This window comes from Streptomyces finlayi, assembly GCF_014216315.1.
GTDB lineage: Bacteria > Actinomycetota > Actinomycetes > Streptomycetales > Streptomycetaceae > Streptomyces > Streptomyces finlayi_A.
In genome coordinates this window covers 948,297-966,978 of record NZ_CP045702.1, presented here as the reverse complement: position 1 = coordinate 966,978, position 18,682 = coordinate 948,297, and the positions used below count along the sequence as shown (strand labels likewise).

Genomic DNA, 18,682 nt, shown 5'->3' with positions numbered 1-18,682 from the left:
AGGCGCCCGGTCCCTAGGTCCTGTCTGGAGTTCCCCCGCGGCGTCGCGGCGTCCGGCACCGCCGCCTCCGGCGTTGTCGTCAGTCGCGAGGGCTCCGCCATCGCTCCCTCCTCCGCCTTGGATTCGACGGCACCGGACGCCACTCCTTCTCCCGCGCTGGAACTCCAGACAGGACCTAGGGTGCGAGACATGGCAGAGAGCGCGGCGCACCCGGGGAAAAGCTCCCGACCCGGTGCGGATACTCCCGGTTCCGGTGTTCCCGACCCCCGCCGCTGGAAGGCGCTGGGCGTCTGCCTGGTGGCCGGATTCATGACCCTGCTGGACGTCTCCATCGTCAATGTGGCGCTGCCGTCCATCAGGGAGGGCCTCGACACGACCGAGTCCGATCTCCAGTGGGTGCTGTCCGGCTACGCCCTGGCGTTCGGCCTCTTCCTCATTCCCGCGGGCCGCCTCGGCGACGCTCGGGGACGGCGGGCGGTGTTCATGGCGGGACTCACCCTGTTCACCCTCGCGTCCGCCGCCTGCGGCGCCGCCCAGTCCAGCCTCTGGCTGGTGATCGCACGCCTGGTCCAGGGGCTCGCGGGCGGGCTGATCTCCCCGCAGATCTCCGCGCTCATCCAGCAGATGTTCTCCGGCGGGGAGCGCGGCCGGGCCTTCGGCATGTTCGGCACCGTGGTCGGCATCTCGACGACGGTCGGCCCGCTGCTCGGCGGCCTGCTGATCCAGGTGGCCGGAGCGGCCGAGGGCTGGCGGTGGGTGTTCTACGTCAACCTGCCGCTCGGCGTCGTGTGCCTCCTGCTCGCCAGACGGCTGCTCCCGGACACCCCGTCGGCGGCCCCCGTGCGGGCCCGCGACCTCGACCCGGTCGGCGTCCTCCTGCTCGGCGCGGGCGTACTGGCCATGCTGCTGCCCTTCGTGCAGGCCCAGCAGTGGCCGGGCCACAGGAAATGGCTGCTGCTGATCCTGTCCGCGGCGCTCCTCGCCGTGTTCGTCCGCTGGGAGTCCCGGTGCGCCGCCCGGTTCACGCAGCCGGTCCTGAATCTCGCGCTGTTCCGCCTGCGGTCCTACTGGCTCGGCTGTCTGCTGATCCTGCTGTACTTCGCGGGATTCACGTCGATCTTCTTCGTCACCACGCTCTACCTCCAGTCGGGCCAGCACTACACCGCCCTTCAGGCGGGCCTCGCCGTCACCCCGTTCGCCCTGGGCTCGGGCCTCACCGCGAGCATCGGCGGCCGGCTGGTCGGCCGCTTCGGACGGCCCCTCGTCGTCGTCGGCCTCACGATGGTGACGGCCGGACTCGCCCTTACGGCACTCGCCGTGAACCTGGTACCCGGGACGAACGCGGGATGGGCCATGGCCGCCCCCCTGCTGCTGGCCGGTCTCGGCAGCGGCCTGGTCATCGCGCCCAACCAGACCCTCACCCTCTCCGAGGTGCCGGTGGCCGGCGCGGGCAGTGCCGGGGGCACCCTTCAGACCGGACAGCGCGTCGGGTCCGCGATCGGCATCGCCGCTGTCGGCGCGGTGTTCTTCGCCCAGGTGGGGCCCGACGGCTGGGCCACCGCCTACGATCACGGGCTTCTCGTCTCGGTCGCCTTCGTCCTCGCGGGTCTGCTCGTCGCCGTCGCCGATGTGCGGGCCACCCGACGGGGCAGGAATCGTACGCAGGAGTCCGCCGACCCAGGGAGAACCGACGCATGAACGACGAGACGAGCCGGTCCGAGTCCTCCGAGGGCTCCCAGGGCTCCGGAGGTCAGGGCTCCGGCGGGCAGGGGTCCGACGGGAACACCTCGTACGGCCACAAGCCCTTCAAACGGTCCCGCAGTCACTTCGCGGACCGCATCACGGCCGACGGCCGCGACGGCTGGCCGGTGGAGGCGGGGCGCTACCGGCTGGTCGTCAGCCGCGCCTGCCCCTGGGCGAGCCGCGCCCTGGTGTCACGACGCCTCCTGGGCTTGGAGAAGGCCGTGTCGCTCGCTGTCGCCGACCCCATCCAGGACGACCGCAGCTGGCGCTTCACCCTGGACGAGGACGGCAAGGACCCGGTCCTCGGCATCCGCTTCCTGAGCGAGGCGTACGACGCGCGGGAGCGCGACTACCCCGGCGGGGTCAGCGTCCCCGCGATCGTCGACGTACCGAGCGGGCGGCTCGTCACCAACGACTACCAGCAGATCACCCTGGACTTCGCCACCGAGTGGTCCGCACTGCACAGGGAAGGCGCCCCCGACCTCTACCCCGAAGCGCTCCGCGAGGAGATCGACGAGGTCATGGAGGGCATCTACAGGGACGTCAACAACGGTGTCTACCGGGCCGGGTTCGCCAGCGGCCAGGAGGAGTACGACGCCGCGTACACCGACGTGTTCCGCCGCCTCGGCCTCGTGTCGGAGCGCCTCACGGACCGGCGCTACCTGGTCGGCGAGACCATCACCGAGGCGGACATCCGGCTGTTCACCACACTGGTGCGCTTCGACGCCGTCTACCACGGCCACTTCAAATGCAACCGCTCCAAGCTCGCCGAGGACCCTGTCCTGTGGGCCTACGTCCGCGACCTCTACCAGACACCCGGATTCGGCGACACGGTCGACTTCGGCCATATCAAGCAGCACTACTACCGGGTGCACACCGGCATCAACCCCACCGGCATCGTGCCCCTGGGCCCCGACCTGTCCGGCTGGCTCACCCCGCACCACCGGGAGGAGCTGGGCGGCAGCCCGTTCGGCGACGGCACCGCACCGGGACCCGTACCGCCGGCCGAGGAGATTCCGGGGCGAGGACGTCCCTGACCCCGGTACGCCCGTGACGCATGCGGATGGCGAATTGCGGACGGAGGGTGTCCGCAACTCCGCGTACCGTGCCGCGCATGGCCGCGAAGACGAACGCTCCCGTGCTCTCCATCCGTGCACTCAACCGCGCGACCCTGGAACGCCAGTTGCTCCTGAGCCGCAGCGCCATGCCGGCGAAGGAGGCGGTCGCACACCTCCTGGGGCTCCAGGCACAGAACACCAAGCCCCCGTACTTCCAGCTCCACGCCCGCCTCGACGGCTTCCGGCCCGCCGGTCTCTCGAAGCTGATGGAGTCCCGGGAGACGGTCCGCATCGTCACCCTCCGCTCCACCATCCACACCCACACCTCCGACGACGCGCTCACCCTGCGCCCGCTCGTCCAGGCCGCCCGCGAACGTGAACTCACCGCGTTCCGGGCCGGCCTCACCGGCGTGGACCTCGACCGGCTCGCGACGATCAGCAAGGAACTCGTCGAGGAGAGGCCGCGCACGATGAAGGAACTGCGCGAGACTCTCCTCGGCCACTGGCCGGACGCCGATCCGCAGGCACTGGCGGTCGCCGCCCGCTGCCGCCTGCCCCTCGTCCAGGTCACCCCACGCGGTCTGTGGGGGCGGAGCGGGCAGGTCGCGCTGACGACCGCCGAGCACTGGCTCGGCCGCCCGCCGGAGCCGGTCCCCGCACCCGACGGGACCGTCCTGCGCTACCTGGCGGCCTTCGGACCCGCCTCCGTGAAGGACATGCAGGTGTGGGCCGGACTGACCCGGCTGCGCGAGGTCTTCGAACGGCTGCGGCCCCGGCTCCTCACCTTCCGCGACGAGAACGGTGTCGAGCTCTTCGACCTCCCCGACGCACCGCGCCCGGACCAGGACGCCCCGGCCCCACCGCGCTTCCTGCCGGAGTTCGACAACGTGCTGCTCGGCCACGCGGACCGCTCCCGTGTCATCCCGCCCGCGTACAAGGGGCGCAACGGCAAGGGGAACCAGTCGTACGGGAGCCTCCTCGTCGACGGATTCCTCGCCGCGGTCTGGCGGCTGGACACGGCCGGGGACACCGCCACGGTCACGGTGCAGCCACTCGGCCGCTTCGACGGGCCGGAGCGCGAGGAGATCGCCGAGGAGGCCGTCGGGATGATGAAGGTGATGACGGACGCGACCGCGTACGACGTCCGTTTCGCCTCGTTCGTCGACTTCGGCTAGCGAGGGCCGAGGCCCTGGCGGGCCACGCGGTAGCGGAGGTGGACGACTCCCGAACCGAAGGTGCGGGTCTCGACGAGCTCGAGATCCTCCCGGCGCTCGTGCCGGGGAAAGTACGGAATGCCACCACCGACCAGCACCGGATAGATCACGACCCGGTACTCGTCGATCAGACCCGACGCGGCCGCCTCGGCGGCGAGGGTCGCACCGCCGATCGCGATGTCGCCCTCCCCCGGTTCGGCCCGCCACCGCTCGATCTCCTTTGCCAGGCCACCGGAGGCCAGGTGGGCGTTGCCCCGCACCGCCGACAGCGTGGTGGAGAACACCACCTTCGGGAGCGGCTTCCAGAGCGCGGTCCACTCCCGTATCGCGTCGTCGAGCGAGGGATCCTGGTCGGCGGTCTCCCAGTACAGCATCGTCTCGTACAGCCGCCGCCCCAGCAGGTGGACGCCGACCTCTCGGATCTCGTCGATCCAGAACCGGAAGACCTCCTCGTCAGGCGTCGTCCAGTCGAAACTGCCGTCCGGCCCGACGATGTAGCCGTCGAGTGAGACGCTCATCGAGTACGTCACGCTGCGCATCAGAAATCCTCCTCGCCCACGGGTACCAGCCGGGCACGCCCTACGGCAGCAGACCCGCCCTGCGCGCCGCCACCACGGCCTCCAGACGGGTGTGCGCGCCCAGTTTCCTCATCGCCGAGCGCAGATAGCCCTTCACCGTCTCGGGCCGCAGGCGGAGCCGCTCCGCAGCCACCGCGTTCGTCGCCCCGGTCGCCACACAGGCGAGGACGTCCACTTCACGGGGGGCCAGTTGGACCGGGCGGGCCGAAGGAGCGCGCGTGCCGGTCGCCGAGGCCAGCCGCCCGCAGACCGCGAGCAGTTCCGCACGCAGCGCCGGGTCGAGGATCTTCGGGGCCAGCGCCCGCAGCTCCTGGTGCGCCTCGCGGACGTGCTCCCAGGAACCCGGGGGCGCGTCCGGGTCGGTCACCTGCTCCCGGGTGGCCGCGAGAAGCTGCTGTACCTCGTCCCGTACGACCAGTGCCTGTTCCACATCGCGGGCCGCGGAAACCGCCGCCGCGAACGTACGGTCCCCGAGGGTGAGCGGTTCGCGCAGCGCCCCGTACAGCACAGCGCGTACCTTCCGGCGTACGACGACGGGCACCGCGACGACCGAGCGCAGGCCCTCCGCCGCCACGGCCATGTCGTACTCGTGACTGATGTGCCGCGCGGAGGGGTAGTCCGTCACCGCACAGGGCCGGGACAGCGCGATCGCCTTGCCGCCGAGCCCGCTGCCCGCCGAGATGACGAGACCGCGAAGCGCGGCCGACTGCGCCCCGTGCAGTTCGGCGATCCTGGCGTGCCGGGCATCGTGGAGCACACCGCCGAAGACGACGGGAAGCCCGCTGGTGCGGCGCAGACTCAGGAGCGCCGCCCGCATCTCGACCGCCTCGCCGGGTACCGGCACGCCGAAATCCTCCGCCCCGTCCAACTCCGCCCCGTCCAACTCCGCCTCGTCCGACTCCACCCGTCCGACTCCACCCGTCCGACTCCACCCCCGTTCGGGGGTAGTGAGATCTGGGTCACTGTTCACATGATGTCAATCGACCGGTCAGGTCCGCAATGAGGAGGGCATATGTCGGCAACGAGCGCCACGGAGACGTTCCGGGCGGCCCGGGACTTTCTGCTCGCACACCGCGAGGACTACACGCGTGCGTACGAGGGTTTCCGGTGGCCCCGGTCCGAGCACTTCAACTGGGCGCTGGACTGGTTCGACGTCATCGCCGAGAACAACGACCGCACCGCCCTGCACATCGTGGAGGAGGACGGCCGCCGCACGGAGGTCTCCTTCGCACAGATGTCCGCCCGGTCCAACCGGGCCGCGAACTGGCTGAAGGCCCAGGGCGTGCGCGAAGGTGACCGCATCCTCGTCATGCTCGGCAACCAGGCCGAGTTGTGGGAGACGGCCCTCGCCGCGATGAAACTGCGCGCCGTCCTCATCCCCGCCACCCCGCTCCTGGGGCCCGCCGATCTGCGCGACCGCGTCGAACGCGGCCGGGTGCGCCATGTCCTCGTGCGGGCGGCGGACGCACCGAAGTTCGACGAGGTACCCGGCGACTACACCCGGATCGCGGTGGGCGGCGAGGCGGACGGCTGGCTCTCCTACAGCGACGCGGACGAGCAGCCCACGGCCTTCGAGCCGGACCGCGAGACCCGGGCGGACGAACCGCTGATGCTCTACTTCACCTCCGGTACCACCGCCCGGCCCAAACTGGTCGAGCACACCCATGTCTCGTACCCCGTAGGCCACTTGTCGACGATGTACTGGATCGGCCTGAAGCCCGGTGACGTCCATCTCAACATCTCCTCGCCCGGCTGGGCCAAGCACGCCTGGTCGAACCTGTTCGCGCCGTGGACGGCGGAGGCCACCGTCTTCATCTTCAACTACACCCGCTTCGACGCGGGCCGGCTGATGGCGGAGATGGACCGCTCGGGAGTGACCAGCTTCTGCGCGCCGCCCACCGTGTGGCGCATGCTCATCCAGGCCGACCTCTCGCAGCTGAAGACACCGCCGCGCGAGGTGGTCGCGGCCGGCGAACCGCTCAATCCGGAGGTCATCGATACCGTGCGGCGGGAATGGGGCGTCACCATCCGCGACGGCTTCGGCCAGACGGAGACGGCGGTCCAGGTCGCCAACACCCCCGGACAGCTGCTCAAGGCCGGTTCGATGGGCCGCCCGAGCCCCGGCTTCGACGTCGTGCTCCTCGACCCGGTCTCCGGTGAACCCGCGGCCGAGGGCGAGATCTCGCTGGACCTGTCGGCCGCCCCGGTCGGTCTGATGACCGGCTACCACGGCGACCCTGAGCGCACGGCCGAGGCCATGTCGGGCGGCTACTACCGGACCGGCGACATCGGCGCCCGCGACGAGGACGGCTACGTGACGTACGTGGGCCGGCGGGACGACGTGTTCAAGTCGTCCGACTACAAGATCTCTCCCTTCGAGCTGGAGAGCGCCCTGCTGGAGCACGAGGCGGTCGCCGAGGCCGCCGTCGTGCCCGCTCCCGACCCGCTCCGGCTCACCGTGCCGAAGGCGTACATCGTGCTCGCGGAGGGCTGGGAACCCGGTCCGGACACCGCGAAGGCGCTGTTCGCGCACTCCCGGGCGGTACTCGCGCCGTACAAGCGCATCCGGCGGCTCGAGTTCGCGGAGCTGCCGAAGACCGTCTCGGGCAAGATCCGCCGGATCGAACTCCGTGAGCGCACCGCCCAGGGCACGGGCACCGAGTTCGAGGAAGGGGACCTGCGGTGAACGTACCGTCGTGCGCACACGGCACCGGAACCACGCCGCTCCTCGGCGAGACGATCGGCGTCAGCCTGGACCGCACGGTCCAAGGAGTGGGCGCTCGTCCAGTACGCCACGGCCCGCATCGGCGCGATCATGGTCACCATCAATCCGGCCTACCGGGCGCACGAGCTGGAGTACGTGATCAACCAGGCGGGGATCTCGCTCCTGGTCGCCTCGCTCTCCCACCGCACGAGCGACTACCGGGCCCTCGTCGGCGAGGTCCGACCTTCCCGATGACGGTCAGTGGGAAGGTCCGGAAGATCGAACTGCGCGAGACCTACGGCGGGTAGGGCAGCGCGAGGGCGTCACGGGGCCGGCTGATCCCGTCCTGGCGGACGGGGTCAGGCGGCCTCGATGATGTCGGAGCCGAGGCCCCGGGTCGCCGCGGCCCACTCGATCAGCAGCACCTCGTACGCCGCGGACTCCACGGACGACCAGTCCTCTCCGGCCCGCGCGTCCACCAGTGCGCGTATCGCCTCGTTCGCCTCGGCGGCGGACGAGGCCGTCGGCTGCGCGACGGGTGCGGTGTGCGGGATGTCGGAGGGGATGAAAGGGCGGGGAAGCCGAGGAGTAAAGGCCATGTGCTCACTCTACGTCCGACCACTGACAACGCACCGAACATAGGGGCCCGTTGTGACGGACGTGACTGTCTGTCGTCCCGCCCGCCCGGTCCGGCGGTTCAGAGCTCCCGCCGCATGCACACCCGTGGCCACTGGTCCAGACCGTGTTCGTTCTCCAGGGTCCGGATGGCACGCAGACCGGCGGTGAGCTCGTCCTCCGTGAGCGTCCGGAAGCCGAGGCGGCGGTAGTAGGGGGCGTTCCACGGGACGTCGGTGAACGTGGTCAGGGTGAGGGCCCGCAGATCCTGTGCCTGTGCCCAGTGCGCGAGGTGGTCGATGAGCGCGCGGCCGATGCCGCGGCGGGCGGCCGCGGGTGCGACCGACACCTGCTCGATGTGTGCCGCGTCGTCGACCCGGTCGGCGATCAGATAGCCGAGCGGGTGCTCGGCGGCGGACGTCAGGCGCTCCGCCGCCACCCAGGAACGTCCGGCCCGCCGGTAGCTTTCCAGCAGGCCGAGCGGCGGCGGATCGTCATCCGCGACGGCCGACATACCGAGGGTGCGGAACGGTTCGCCTGCGGCGCGTTCGATGTCCTGCAGCAGGGGCAGTTCGGAGCGCCGGGCGGGGCGGATACGCATGACTTCAGTATGGCGAGCGGTGCCGGGAACGGGGAACCGTTCGTCCGGGTGAGCGGCCGGATTCGGCTGCCGGCCGGGGTGTTCAGGCGCCGGTGCTGATCAGTTCGTCGGCAGGGCTGTTCACCGGCTGCGGAGTGCCCGTGAGGTCCATGACGAACAGGGGGAGCGCGAGGCCGTCCGCGCGCTGCCTGGCATCGGGCGCGTATCCGGCGAGCGAGAAGAAGACTCCCGCGACCGAGGCGTTGAGGGCGTTCAGCCAGAGGCACTCGACATCGCGCAGGACGGTCGCGGTGGTGAGGGAGTCCACCTGCGCGACCAGCCCGGCGGCGCGGATGTCTATCCGGGACGAGGGGCGCTCGCGCGCCTGCACCACCTGGCGGTAGCCGAGCCACGACAGGTAGAGCGCCGCCGCGCCGACCGCGTCACGCGCGGTGCGGATCGTCATCGGCCGGAACGCGGGCCGGGGGTGCGAGGCAGTCCGCGGCAGTGGAATGTGCGAGGGGCCGGGCGGGGGAGGCGTGTGGGCCGTCAGCGGGCGGACCGGTATCCGGAGCACCGTGCCGCACGGGCAGCACAGCTCCGGGTGCGGCCACTGGTCGTGGCGCCCGCAGCCGGTACAGCGCACCGTCACCCAGTCGTCGTTCCACGTGCGGTGGGTGATCGGCTCCGCCGGTGCGCCGCGCTGCACGTGCGGGGCGGTCGGGGCGCCGCACGGGCACGGATAGACCGGCGTGATGTACGCGTGATCGCGACGACAGACCGGGCAGCGCACCGGCACGGACTCCACGGCGGTTCCCCCTCCGGTCCCCCTGCTGCTCTCCGTACTCCCATGGTCCACCAGAAGCGAGGTCTCCGGGGGCGACTTCGCGCACTTGCCTCCCTTGACTGCCGTTCGGACGCACCTTAGATTGATTCCGTATAGCAGAATTAAATTTCCGTAATGCGGAATTGGTGCTCTCAGGTGGCGCGAGGAGCCCGACTCCACCAAATCCGAGCAGGAGCACTCAATGAGTCGTATGACCGCTGCCCGAGCGGCAGTTGAGATCCTCAAGCGCGAAGGCGTCACGAACGCGTTCGGCGTGCCGGGTGCGGCGATCAACCCGTTCTACGCCGCCCTCAAGGCCTCCGGCGGGGTGCATCACACCCTCGCCCGGCACGTCGAGGGCGCTTCCCACATGGCAGAGGGCTACACCCGCGCCGCCGCGGGGAACATCGGCGTCTGCATCGGTACGTCGGGGCCCGCCGGCACCGACATGATCACCGGCCTGTACTCCGCCATCGCCGACTCGATCCCGATCCTCTGCATCACCGGCCAGGCGCCGACCGCGGTGCTCCACAAGGAGGACTTCCAGGCTGTCGACATCGCGTCGATCGCCAAGCCGGTCACCAAGGCCGCGACGACCGTCCTGGAGGCCGCACAGGTCCCCGGCGTCTTCCAGCAGGCCTTCCAGCTGATGCGCTCCGGCCGTCCTGGGCCCGTCCTCATCGACCTGCCGATCGATGTGCAGCTCACGGAGATCGAGTTCGACCCCGAGCTGTACGAGCCGCTGCCGGTCAACAAGCCCGCTGCCTCCCGCAAGCAGATCGAGCGCGCGATCGAGATGCTGAACGCGTCCGAGCGCCCGCTGCTCGTGGCGGGCGGCGGCGTCATCAACGCCGACGCCTGTGAGCTCCTGGTGGAGTTCGCGGAGCTGACCGGTGTCCCGGTCGTCCCGACGCTGATGGGCTGGGGCATCCTGGCCGACGACCACGAGCTCAACGCCGGCATGGTCGGCCTCCAGACCTCGCACCGCTACGGCAACGCGAACTTCCTCGAGTCCGACTTCGTCCTGGGCATCGGCAACCGCTGGGCCAACCGGCACACCGGCAAGCTGGACGTCTACACGAAGGGCCGGACGTTCGTCCACGTCGACATCGAGCCGACGCAACTGGGCAAGATCTTCGCCCCGGACCTCGGCATCGCGTCCGACGCGAAGGCGGCGCTGGAGCTCTTCGTCGAGGTGGCGCGCGAGCTGAAGGCGGCCGGCACGCTCAAGGACCGCTCGGCCTGGGCCGCGTCCACGCAGGAGCGCAAGGCGACGCTCCAGCGCCGTACGCACTTCGACGACGTTCCGCTGAAGCCGCAGCGCGTGTACGAGGAGATGAACCGGGCGTTCGGGCCGGAGACCCGGTACGTCACGACGATCGGGCTCTCGCAGATCGCGGGTGCGCAGATGCTGCACGTGTTCAGGCCCCGACACTGGATCAACTGCGGCCAGGCCGGCCCGCTGGGCTGGACGCTCCCGGCGGCGCTGGGTGTGGCCACCGCGGACCCGGAGGCCCAGGTCGTCGCGCTGTCGGGCGACTACGACTTCCAGTTCATGATGGAGGAGCTGGCGGTCGGTGCGCAGCACAACATCCCGTACGTCCATGTCCTGGTGAACAACTCCTACCTGGGGCTCATCCGGCAGGCGCAGCGCACCTTCGACATCGACTTCCAGGTCAGCCTGGAGTTCGAGAACATCAACTCCCCGGAGCTGGGCGTCTACGGCGTGGACCACGTCAAGGTCGTCGAGGGCCTGGGCTGCAAGGCGATCCGGGTCACGGAGCCGGACCAGTTGCTGCCCGCGTTCGAGGAGGCGAAGAAGCTGGCGGCGGAGTACCGGGTGCCGGTGGTGGTCGAGGCGATCCTGGAACGGGTCACGAACATCGCGATGAGCGGTACGGACATCGCGTCGGTCAACGAGTTCGAGGACGTGGCCACGGAGCCGGGCCACGCGCCGACGGCGATCCGCGCGCTGACGGTGTCCTGACCGGTTGCCACGCAGCGGCCCCCTCCCGCCGAACGCCGGGAGGGGGCCGCTGCGTTGCCCCGGGCCGGCGCGAGGACATGACGAAGGGGCGTGGAGTACGGGACCGTATCCGTACTCCACGCCCCGGTAACGGGCGAACAGGGGCCGCGGTAGCGGCGATCGGTCCGGAGCGGACGTCCGCTTCAGGTCAGCGCACGCGCCCCGGGACCTTCACCACCGCACTGGCATCGCACAGCCACCGCGGCCTCGTCCCGCCCGCGCCGCGTACAACCCCTCATCCGGGTACACGGGCGCGGGCAGGGTTCCTGGGGGTGGAGGCTCAGTCCTCGCGCAGGGCGCGGACGGCCTCCTCCACGCGCTTGCCGTAGTCGGCGTCGGCGGCGTGGAAGTGGGCGAGGTTCTTCTCGATCACGTCGTCGCGCGTGACCTGCGAGAGGCCCCCCGCGATGTTGGCGATCAGGCGGCCCTTCTCGTCCTCGGACATGAGCCGGAACAGCTCACCCGCCTGGAAGAAGTCGTCGTCCTTGGTGTGTGCGGGCGCCTCGTGCGTGCCCGTCCAGCCGTGGACGGCGAGCGGGGCCGCGAGCCCGGCGCCGGTCTGCGCGGGACCCGCGTACGAGTTGGGCTCGTAGTTCTTGTCGTGGCGCGAACCGTTGCGGGTGGCCATCAGACCGTCCCGCCCGTAGTTGTCCGCGGGGGCGGACTTCGGCGCGTTGACCGGCAGTTGGGTGTGGTTGACGCCCAGGCGGTACCGGTGCGCGTCCGCGTAGGCGAACAGCCGGCCCTGGAGCATCTTGTCCGGCGAGGGACCGATGCCTGGCACGAAGTTGTTCGGGGAGAACGCCGCCTGCTCGACCTCGGCGAACACGTTGTCCGGGTTGCGGTCCAGGACCAGCCGGCCCACGCGCTGGAGCGGGTAGTCGCCGTGCGGCCACACCTTCGTGAGGTCGAACGGGTTGAAGCGGTAGTCCGCGGCCTCCGCGGCCGGCATGACCTGCACGTACAGGGTCCAGGACGGGTTCACCCCGCGCTCGATGGCCTGGAGCAGGTCCGTCTGGTGGGAGTTGGCGTCCTTGCCCACGAGTTCAGCGGCCTGCTCGCCGGAGAGCGACCGGACACCCTGGTTCGTCTTGAAGTGGTACTTGACGAAGAAGGCCTCGCCCTGTGCGTTCGTCCACTGGTAGGTGTGCGAGCCGTAGCCGTTCATGTGGCGGTACGAGGCGGGGATGCCCCGGTCACCCATCAGCCAGGTCACCTGGTGCGTCGCCTCGGGGGCATGTGCCCAGAAGTCCCAGACGTTGTCCGGCTCCTGTCTGCCCGTGAACGGGTCGCGCTTCTGCGAGTGGATGAAGTCGGGGAACTTGATCGGGTCCTTGATGAAGAACACCGGGGTGTTGTTGCCGACCAGGTCGTAGTTGCCCTCGTCCGTATAGAACTTGAGGGCGAAGCCGCGCGGGTCGCGTACGGCGTCGGCGCCGCCGAGCGAGTCGGCGACGGTCGAGAACCGGATGAAGGTCTCGGTGCGACGGCCCACTTCGGACAGGAAGTCGGCGCGGGTGAAGCCGGTGACGTCGTCCGTCACCTCGAAGTAGCCGTACGCACCGGAGCCGCGGGCGTGGACCACACGCTCCGGGATGCGCTCACGGTTGAAGCGGGCGAGCTTCTCCAGCAGGTGCTGGTCCTGCAGGAGGATCGGCCCGCCGACGCCGGCGGTGGCGGAGTTCTGGTTGTCGGCGACCGGGGCGCCTGACTCGGTCGTGAGGACACGCTTAGCCATGTGGCGGGATGACCTTCCATGCTGGAGCTGCTGACGGCTTGAGGAGCGTAGGTTCGCCGCGAACAGCGCGTCAACAGTTTGTTGAAATCGAAGGGTGTGGTTCCGGACCGCGGTGACGCCTGGGCGCGACAGGACAGGTGTCAGCGCCACCGCGGTCCGGAGTGCAGGGGGCCCTGTTTGCAGGGCCGGGGTGGGTCGGGCAGGGTCCCACGGGGTCGGACCGGACCTGGTCGGACCGGGTCAGCTCCCAGGTCGGACCGGGTCAGACCTGGGAGCCGGAGAGGCGCTCGACGGCGCGCAGCAGGGCCGAGTGGTCCAGGCCGCCGTCACCCTGTGCGCGCAGGGACGCGACCAGCTGGGCCACCACGGCGCCGACGGGCAGTGCGGCACCGACATTGCGGGCGGCGTCCGTGACGATGCCCATGTCCTTGTGGTGCAGATCGATCCGGAACCCGGGCGCGAAGTCACGCTTGAGGAAGTTGTCCTTCTTGCGGGTCAGCACGGTGGAGCCGGCCAGTCCGCCGTTGAGGACGTCGAGCGCGGCGGCGAGGTCGACGCCGGACTTCTCCAGGAAGACCACGGCCTCCGCGCACGCCTGGATGTTCACCGCGACGATCAGCTGGTTGGCGGCCTTCACCGTCTGGCCCGAACCGTGCGGACCGCAGAGCACGATGGTCTTGCCGAGCGCCTCGAGGATCGGCTGCGCGGCGTCGAAGTCGGTCTGCTCGCCGCCGACCATGATCGACAGTACGGCCTCGATGGCACCGGCCTCGCCGCCGGACACCGGGGCGTCCAGCACGCGGATGCCCTTGTCCTTCGCCGCCTTCGCGAGATCCACGGAGGTCTGCGGGGTGATCGACGACATGTCGATCAGCAGGGCGCCGGACCTGGCGTTCTCCAGGATGCCCCCGGGACCGTAGGCGATGGCCTCGACGTGCGAGGACGCGGGCACCATCGTGATGACGACGTCGGCGTCCTTGACCGCTTCGGCGATCGAGGTGGCGCCCTTGCCGCCCGCCGCGACCAGCCGGTCGACCTTGTCCTGCTCCAGGGTGTAGCCGGTGACGTCGTAGCCGGCCTTCACCAGGTTCTCGGACATGGGGGAGCCCATGATGCCGAGCCCGATCCACGCGATCTCGGGGAGGTTGTTGCTCATGAGGGTGCCTTCCTGAAAAGCGGTTGTACGAGAGGGAGTTGACGCCCCTCAGCGGGCCGCCCGGGCCTCTGCCGGGAGCCATGCGAACGACTCGGCGCTCGGCCGGTCGCCCGGCTTGTACTCCAGGCCGACCCAGCCGTCGTAACCGGCTGCGGACAGCTCGTCGAGGAGCCGCTCCAGGGGGAGCGAGCCGGTGCCGGGCGCGCCGCGTCCCGGGTTGTCGGCGATCTGGACGTGGCCGGTCTTCCCGGCGTACGTCTTGATCACCTGGCTGAGGTCCTCGCCGTTCATGGACAGGTGGTAAAGGTCGAGCAGGAACCTGGCGTTCCCGAGACCCGTCGCCGCGTTGACCTCGTCGACGACCTCGATGCCGGCCGGTGCGCTCACCAGCGGGTAGCGGGGCGACTCCGGTTCGTTCAGGGTCTCGATCAGGAGGACCGCCCCGATCCGGTCCGCCGCGCGGGCGGCCAGGACCAGGTTCTCCAGGGCGAGTTCGTCCTGTACGGCAGGGTCCACGCCGTCGACGCGGTTGCCGTACAGCGCGTTGAGCGCCTTGCAGCCGACCGAGGCGGCGAAATCCGCCACCACCCCGATATTGGCGCGGAAGCGGTCCGACTCCGTACCGGGGACGGAGAGTGCGCCCCGGTCGGGGCCGGGCAGCTGCCCCGCGTAGAAGTTCAGCCCCACCAACTGGGTGCCGGCCTCGTCGAGCGCCCTCTTCAGGGCGTCGAGCTCGGTCTGCTCGGGGGTGGGGGTCCCGATCCAGGGCCACCACAGCTCGACCGCCGTGAAGCCCGCCGCGGCTGCTGCCGCGGGACGCTCCAGGAGCGGGAGTTCCGTGAAGAGGATCGAGAGGTTCACATTGAAGCGCTGGTCCGGGTAGCCCATGATGGGTTCGGTGCTCCTTCCGTATTGCGGAAGTTAGTTTCTGCTTAACGGAAGATTGCACAACGGGTGGCGCGGCTGTCAAGGGGGTGCCCGAAATCCGGGCCGGTCCGCGGTGCCGTCATCGGCCCGGGCGGCGGGGCCTGGGCCGATAAGGTCATGGCCGAGCCGCGGGGCAGACCGCCGCGACGGGGACACGAGGGAGGCACAGTGCGCTTGAGGGTGGAATTCACCACCGAGCCCTTCGACCTGGACGAGGCGCCCGCCCACGCGGTGGTGGCCCGTGAGGTCATCCAGACGGCCGAACTGGACGCCGTGGACGTCGGACCCTTCGGTAATACGGCCGAGGGGGGCGCGGACCAGGTGCTCACCGCGGTGGACGCCCTGCTGCGCAAGGCCCTGGCGTCCGGCGCCACCCGGGTGTCTTTCCAGGTCAACGTGATCGGGGAGGACGCACGGTGACCGAGTCCGCGGATCACCCCCTGGTCAGCGCGGTGAAGCCGCTCGTCGACGCGATGGGCGCCGAGCTGCTGGCCCCCGGGCAGGCGGCCGACGACGACGTGGTGCTCGCCTGGGAAGGAGAGGACGTCATAGCCGTACGGCTTCCGCAGCTCTCCGACTCGCTGGATCGCATCCTGGCCGCGATGGAGCGACGGCACGGGATGCCGCTCTGTGACCTGGACCGCAAGACGAAGCAGTCGGTCGTGCGCACCCTGGAGGCACGCGGTGCCTTCTCCGTACGGCACGGGGTGGAGACGGTGGCGGGTGCTCTGGGTGTCAGCCGGTTCACGGTTTACAACTACATCAACTCCCAAGAGGAGAAGCGGGCCGCCAAGCCTCGTGGTGAGGCATGAGAAGTGGCCCCTCACCTGCGGAAACAGCCCAGTCGTTGACTGAGTCAGCACAGAGTCTGACTTCTGACGACAGGCTGAGACTGATGGCGTACCTGAAGGGCCTGGATGGAGCTTCCAGGCCTGACAGGTCAGCCCGGGAAGCAAGCCACCCTGTAGGCCCCTGCCGTGTCAGGAGGGTGGCTTTACCAGGACAAGCAGTCATGGAGAGCTAGTGGCTCGTCTCATGAGGTTGACCGGGTAATCGACGTGCTGCCGGGCGGTCAGCAGACTGTCTCCAAGATCGGATTTGGAGGTGCTCGTGGGGCGTCGACCGAGTGTGTTCGTCCGGCCGGTGAGCATGGAGGAGGGCCGCAGTGAAGTTCCCTGTCGGCTGGACAGCTTGATACTGGGACGGATGGTCCCGGAGGAAGCAGTAACAGGTAGTGAGTAAGAAGAGCAATACGAGTAAGCGGTATACGGCCGAGTTCAAGCGGGACGCGGTCGCCTTGGCGTCGACCTCGGAGAAGACGGTCACCGAGGTCGCGAGGGATCTGGGTGTGAGCCCGGAAGGGCTGCGCGGGTGGGTGAAGCAGGCGAAGATCGACCGCGGTGAGGGGCCTGCCGGGGCTTTGACCACTGCGGAGCGTGAGGAGCTGGTCCGGCTGCGGCGGAAGGTCCGCGAGCAGGAGGCCACGATCGAGGTTCTGGGAAAAGCGACCGCCTTCTTCGCTCAGGACAAGATGAGGTAGACACCGCGGCACGGTGTCGCTTCATCGATGCGGAGAAGGCATCAGAGGGTAATCCTGCAGGTCACAGCGTTGCGTTTCTGTGCCGTGTGCTGGGAGTGACCCGTTCCACCTACTACGCGCACAGGGCGTCACGGTCGGCCCGGACGGTGCGGGAGCGGGCCGAGGAGGTGCTGGTGGGTGAGATCCGGGTGCTCCACGCCGGATCTCGCGGTGCTACGGGGCCCCGCGGGTCCACGCTGCCCTGCGGCGGGCCGGGCGGGTGGTGAACGCCAAGAAGGTCGAGCGGCTGATGCGCAAGCACCGGATCGTCGGGATCACCCGCCGCCTGCGTCGGGGCCTGCCCCGCCAGGCGAAGCGGGCGGTGTTCGCGCTCGACCTGATCGGCCGGGACTTCACCGCGCCCCGGCCCGGGATGCGGCTCGTCGGCGACATGACTGAACTCGTCACGCTGGAAAGGAAGTTGTATCTGGCGACCTGTATCGATCTCGCGACGCGAGAGGTGGTCGGCTGGGCGATGGCCGATCACCACCGCGCCGAGCTGCCGGTCGCCGCCTCGCGGATGGCGGCCGGGCGTGGCGGACTGGAGCTCGGTTGCGTCAAGCATACGGATCGCGGCAGCGAGTACACGAGTGACGAATTCCGAACCGAAATGCGCAAGTTGCGCATGAGGCAGTCGATGGGGCGCGTCGGCTCTTGTTACGACAATGCCGCCGCGGAAAGCTGGTTCGTCATCCTGAAAGCCGGAGATCGGGACGACCATGTGGGAGACCCGCGAAGCCGCCCGGGCCGACGTTTTCCGCTACGCTCAGGTCGAGTACAACCGCAGCCGGCCCCGTCGGCACCCCGACTACGGGTACGTCACCCCGCTCGAAACGAAATCCCTGCTCAGGCAGAACCTCGCCCCGGCAGCGTAAACACCCGCTGCCCAGTTCGCGGGGGGAACTTCATTCATCCGGCAAAAGTGGGTCCAAGTTCAGGCGCCCCGACATTCCTTTGTGTTCTCAGATTCGCTTCTTCTCGAAGAAGTCCCCGCGGACAACCAACCGTTCCTTGATGTCATGGGGAACATTCAGATCAGCATGGTCTTCGTAGATGACGAAGGTGATCCCGCTTCGGATCAGGTCTTCCTCCATCTGCTCAACCCCGTGATTCTCCCAGTGCTGACGATACGTAACGCCCTGGGTCTCATACGTCCAGCGATCCTCCACCGACTCCGGATCAATGCTGGCTAGCTCTCTGCCCAAAGAGGCCAAGGTCTCCTTCGCACGGGATTCAATGAAGCCCCCGTCTCGGTAGGCTCCTCCCGGCTCAAGGGAGGTCATGTAGTGGCTGATCTGCTCTTCGAGTTGGAGCTTCCTTGCGAGGTTGTCATCACCGCGGGCGTACTTGCGGTGAACCACCTGATAGTCCCCGATCTCATCTAGCACAGTGTCTTTGAGCAAGGTATAGATCTTCTCGGGCTCATTGAGAGCCTTCATGCCACAAGCTCCAGTCAAGTACGAGGAGCACCGAAGCCGGTTGGTGTTGACGACCTCTCCACTGACCCGCTTCCAGGTCTTGGATGTGTCATACCAGTTCTTCCCACACCGACCACACTTGATAGTTCCCAGGAAGGGGGTTCGCCGGTTCTGTGCCTTGATCCCCTTATTCGCCCTTACTTCCAGGATGGACTGAAGCCGGTCAAACTCTTCCTTGGTGAAGATGCCTTCGGTGATCTTGATGGGAACCCTCTCCGTGTTGTACGTGACCAAAGGGGGCTTTCCTTGCTTGTGCCCCTCTGGGCGGTAGACCCTATAGCCCATGAGGGCAGGGTTGATGAGGATCACTTTTAGATTCCCTGACGACCACACGCCCTTGTTTGGGGGCAGGATTCCCGCTCGGGTCAACATCTTGCAGGCTCGGTACAGGGACGATCCGCGGGAGACCATGGAGTACACCCAACGCAGGGCTCGGGCCAATGGTCCTGAGTTAGCTGCC

General features: G+C 69.0%; 18 protein-coding genes and 1 pseudogene. 10 read left to right on the top strand and 9 right to left on the bottom strand.

Annotated elements, in window-relative coordinates; all coding sequences use genetic code 11:
- The first annotated feature begins 189 nt into the window (after positions 1–189).
- The 3 genes from F0344_RS04530 to F0344_RS04520 all read left to right on the top strand — a co-directional run bounded on the left by F0344_RS04530 (position 190) and on the right by F0344_RS04520 (position 3,976).
- Positions 190–1,698 carry an MFS transporter gene (locus tag F0344_RS04530; RefSeq protein WP_185297533.1) on the top strand — a complete coding sequence of 503 codons (1,509 nt, stop codon included), beginning with the start codon at positions 190–192 and terminating at the stop codon, positions 1,696–1,698.
- Positions 1,695–2,780, top strand: a complete 1,086-nt coding sequence (locus tag F0344_RS04525; RefSeq protein ID WP_185297532.1) for a glutathione S-transferase family protein — start codon at positions 1,695–1,697, stop codon at positions 2,778–2,780. Before F0344_RS04530 ends, F0344_RS04525 begins: the two co-directional genes overlap by 4 nt.
- Before the next feature lie 77 nt (positions 2,781–2,857).
- Complete coding sequence (locus F0344_RS04520; RefSeq protein ID WP_185297531.1) at positions 2,858–3,976, top strand: winged helix DNA-binding domain-containing protein; 1,119 nt, start codon at positions 2,858–2,860, stop codon at positions 3,974–3,976.
- Here F0344_RS04520 and F0344_RS04515 read toward each other — a convergent pair.
- Together F0344_RS04515 and F0344_RS04510 are read right to left on the bottom strand one after the other, a co-directional pair.
- Positions 3,973–4,554, bottom strand: coding sequence for a dihydrofolate reductase family protein (locus F0344_RS04515; protein ID WP_185297530.1), 582 nt, complete (start codon positions 4,552–4,554; stop codon positions 3,973–3,975). The two genes, F0344_RS04520 and F0344_RS04515, sit on opposite strands and share 4 nt — an antisense overlap.
- Positions 4,555–4,594: 40 nt before the next feature.
- Complete coding sequence (locus F0344_RS04510) at positions 4,595–5,410, bottom strand: helix-turn-helix domain-containing protein (RefSeq protein WP_374940141.1); 816 nt, start codon at positions 5,408–5,410, stop codon at positions 4,595–4,597.
- A gap of 195 nt (positions 5,411–5,605) precedes the next feature.
- Here F0344_RS04510 and F0344_RS04505 point away from each other — a divergent pair, with 195 nt between their 5' ends.
- Both F0344_RS04505 and F0344_RS04500 read left to right on the top strand, forming a co-directional pair.
- Positions 5,606–7,279 carry an AMP-binding protein gene (locus tag F0344_RS04505; protein ID WP_185297529.1) on the top strand — a complete coding sequence of 558 codons (1,674 nt, stop codon included), beginning with the start codon at positions 5,606–5,608 and terminating at the stop codon, positions 7,277–7,279.
- 53 nt (positions 7,280–7,332) lie between these two features.
- A pseudogene (locus F0344_RS04500) lies at positions 7,333–7,540 on the top strand (AMP-binding protein); the annotation flags it as partial.
- A 116-nt stretch (positions 7,541–7,656) separates the two neighbouring features.
- Here the strand turns inward: F0344_RS04500 and F0344_RS04495 are convergent.
- The 3 genes from F0344_RS04495 to F0344_RS04485 all read right to left on the bottom strand — a co-directional run bounded on the left by F0344_RS04495 (position 7,657) and on the right by F0344_RS04485 (position 9,300).
- Complete coding sequence (locus F0344_RS04495; protein ID WP_258049665.1) at positions 7,657–7,896, bottom strand: hypothetical protein; 240 nt, start codon at positions 7,894–7,896, stop codon at positions 7,657–7,659.
- Positions 7,897–7,994: 98 nt separating this feature from the next.
- Positions 7,995–8,513 (bottom strand): GNAT family N-acetyltransferase, encoded by a 519-nt coding sequence (locus F0344_RS04490; RefSeq protein WP_185297528.1) that lies wholly within the window; start codon positions 8,511–8,513, stop codon positions 7,995–7,997.
- Between the two features lie 82 nt (positions 8,514–8,595).
- On the bottom strand, positions 8,596–9,300 hold the full coding sequence (locus F0344_RS04485) for a hypothetical protein (RefSeq protein ID WP_185297527.1): 705 nt from the start codon (positions 9,298–9,300) through the stop codon (positions 8,596–8,598).
- 220 nt (positions 9,301–9,520) lie between these two features.
- On the opposite strand from F0344_RS04485, the gene gcl reads away from it, so the two are divergent.
- Positions 9,521–11,305: a glyoxylate carboligase gene (gene gcl, locus F0344_RS04480; protein WP_185297526.1), complete on the top strand. Its 1,785-nt coding sequence runs from the start codon at positions 9,521–9,523 to the stop codon at positions 11,303–11,305.
- Between the two features lie 319 nt (positions 11,306–11,624).
- Here the strand turns inward: gcl and F0344_RS04475 are convergent, their stop codons facing one another.
- The 3 genes from F0344_RS04475 to F0344_RS04465 form a co-directional block, all read right to left on the bottom strand.
- Entirely contained in the window at positions 11,625–13,082 is a 1,458-nt protein-coding gene (locus tag F0344_RS04475) for a catalase (RefSeq protein WP_185297525.1), read from the bottom strand.
- 262 nt (positions 13,083–13,344) lie between these two features.
- Positions 13,345–14,238, bottom strand: coding sequence for a 2-hydroxy-3-oxopropionate reductase (locus tag F0344_RS04470; RefSeq protein ID WP_185297524.1), 894 nt, complete (start codon positions 14,236–14,238; stop codon positions 13,345–13,347).
- A 48-nt stretch (positions 14,239–14,286) separates the two neighbouring features.
- Positions 14,287–15,126, bottom strand: a complete 840-nt coding sequence (locus F0344_RS04465) for a TIM barrel protein (RefSeq protein ID WP_185297523.1) — start codon at positions 15,124–15,126, stop codon at positions 14,287–14,289.
- Between the two features lie 219 nt (positions 15,127–15,345).
- Here F0344_RS04465 and F0344_RS04460 point away from each other — a divergent pair, with 219 nt between their 5' ends.
- The 4 genes from F0344_RS04460 (at position 15,346) to F0344_RS04445 (ending at position 17,759) form a co-directional block, all read left to right on the top strand.
- Complete coding sequence (locus F0344_RS04460) at positions 15,346–15,585, top strand: hypothetical protein (protein ID WP_258049662.1); 240 nt, start codon at positions 15,346–15,348, stop codon at positions 15,583–15,585.
- Positions 15,582–15,977, top strand: a complete 396-nt coding sequence (locus F0344_RS04455; RefSeq protein ID WP_185297521.1) for a helix-turn-helix domain-containing protein — start codon at positions 15,582–15,584, stop codon at positions 15,975–15,977. Before F0344_RS04460 ends, F0344_RS04455 begins: the two co-directional genes overlap by 4 nt.
- A 422-nt stretch (positions 15,978–16,399) precedes the next feature.
- Complete coding sequence (locus F0344_RS04450) at positions 16,400–16,705, top strand: transposase (protein WP_185297520.1); 306 nt, start codon at positions 16,400–16,402, stop codon at positions 16,703–16,705.
- 202 nt (positions 16,706–16,907) lie between these two features.
- Positions 16,908–17,759 (top strand): IS3 family transposase, encoded by an 852-nt coding sequence (locus tag F0344_RS04445; protein ID WP_185302510.1) that lies wholly within the window; start codon positions 16,908–16,910, stop codon positions 17,757–17,759.
- Here F0344_RS04445 and F0344_RS04440 read toward each other — a convergent pair.
- On the bottom strand, positions 17,707–18,663 hold the full coding sequence (locus F0344_RS04440) for a recombinase family protein (RefSeq protein ID WP_258049660.1): 957 nt from the start codon (positions 18,661–18,663) through the stop codon (positions 17,707–17,709). The genes F0344_RS04445 and F0344_RS04440 overlap by 53 nt on opposite strands.
- Positions 18,664–18,682: the final 19 nt, after the last annotated feature.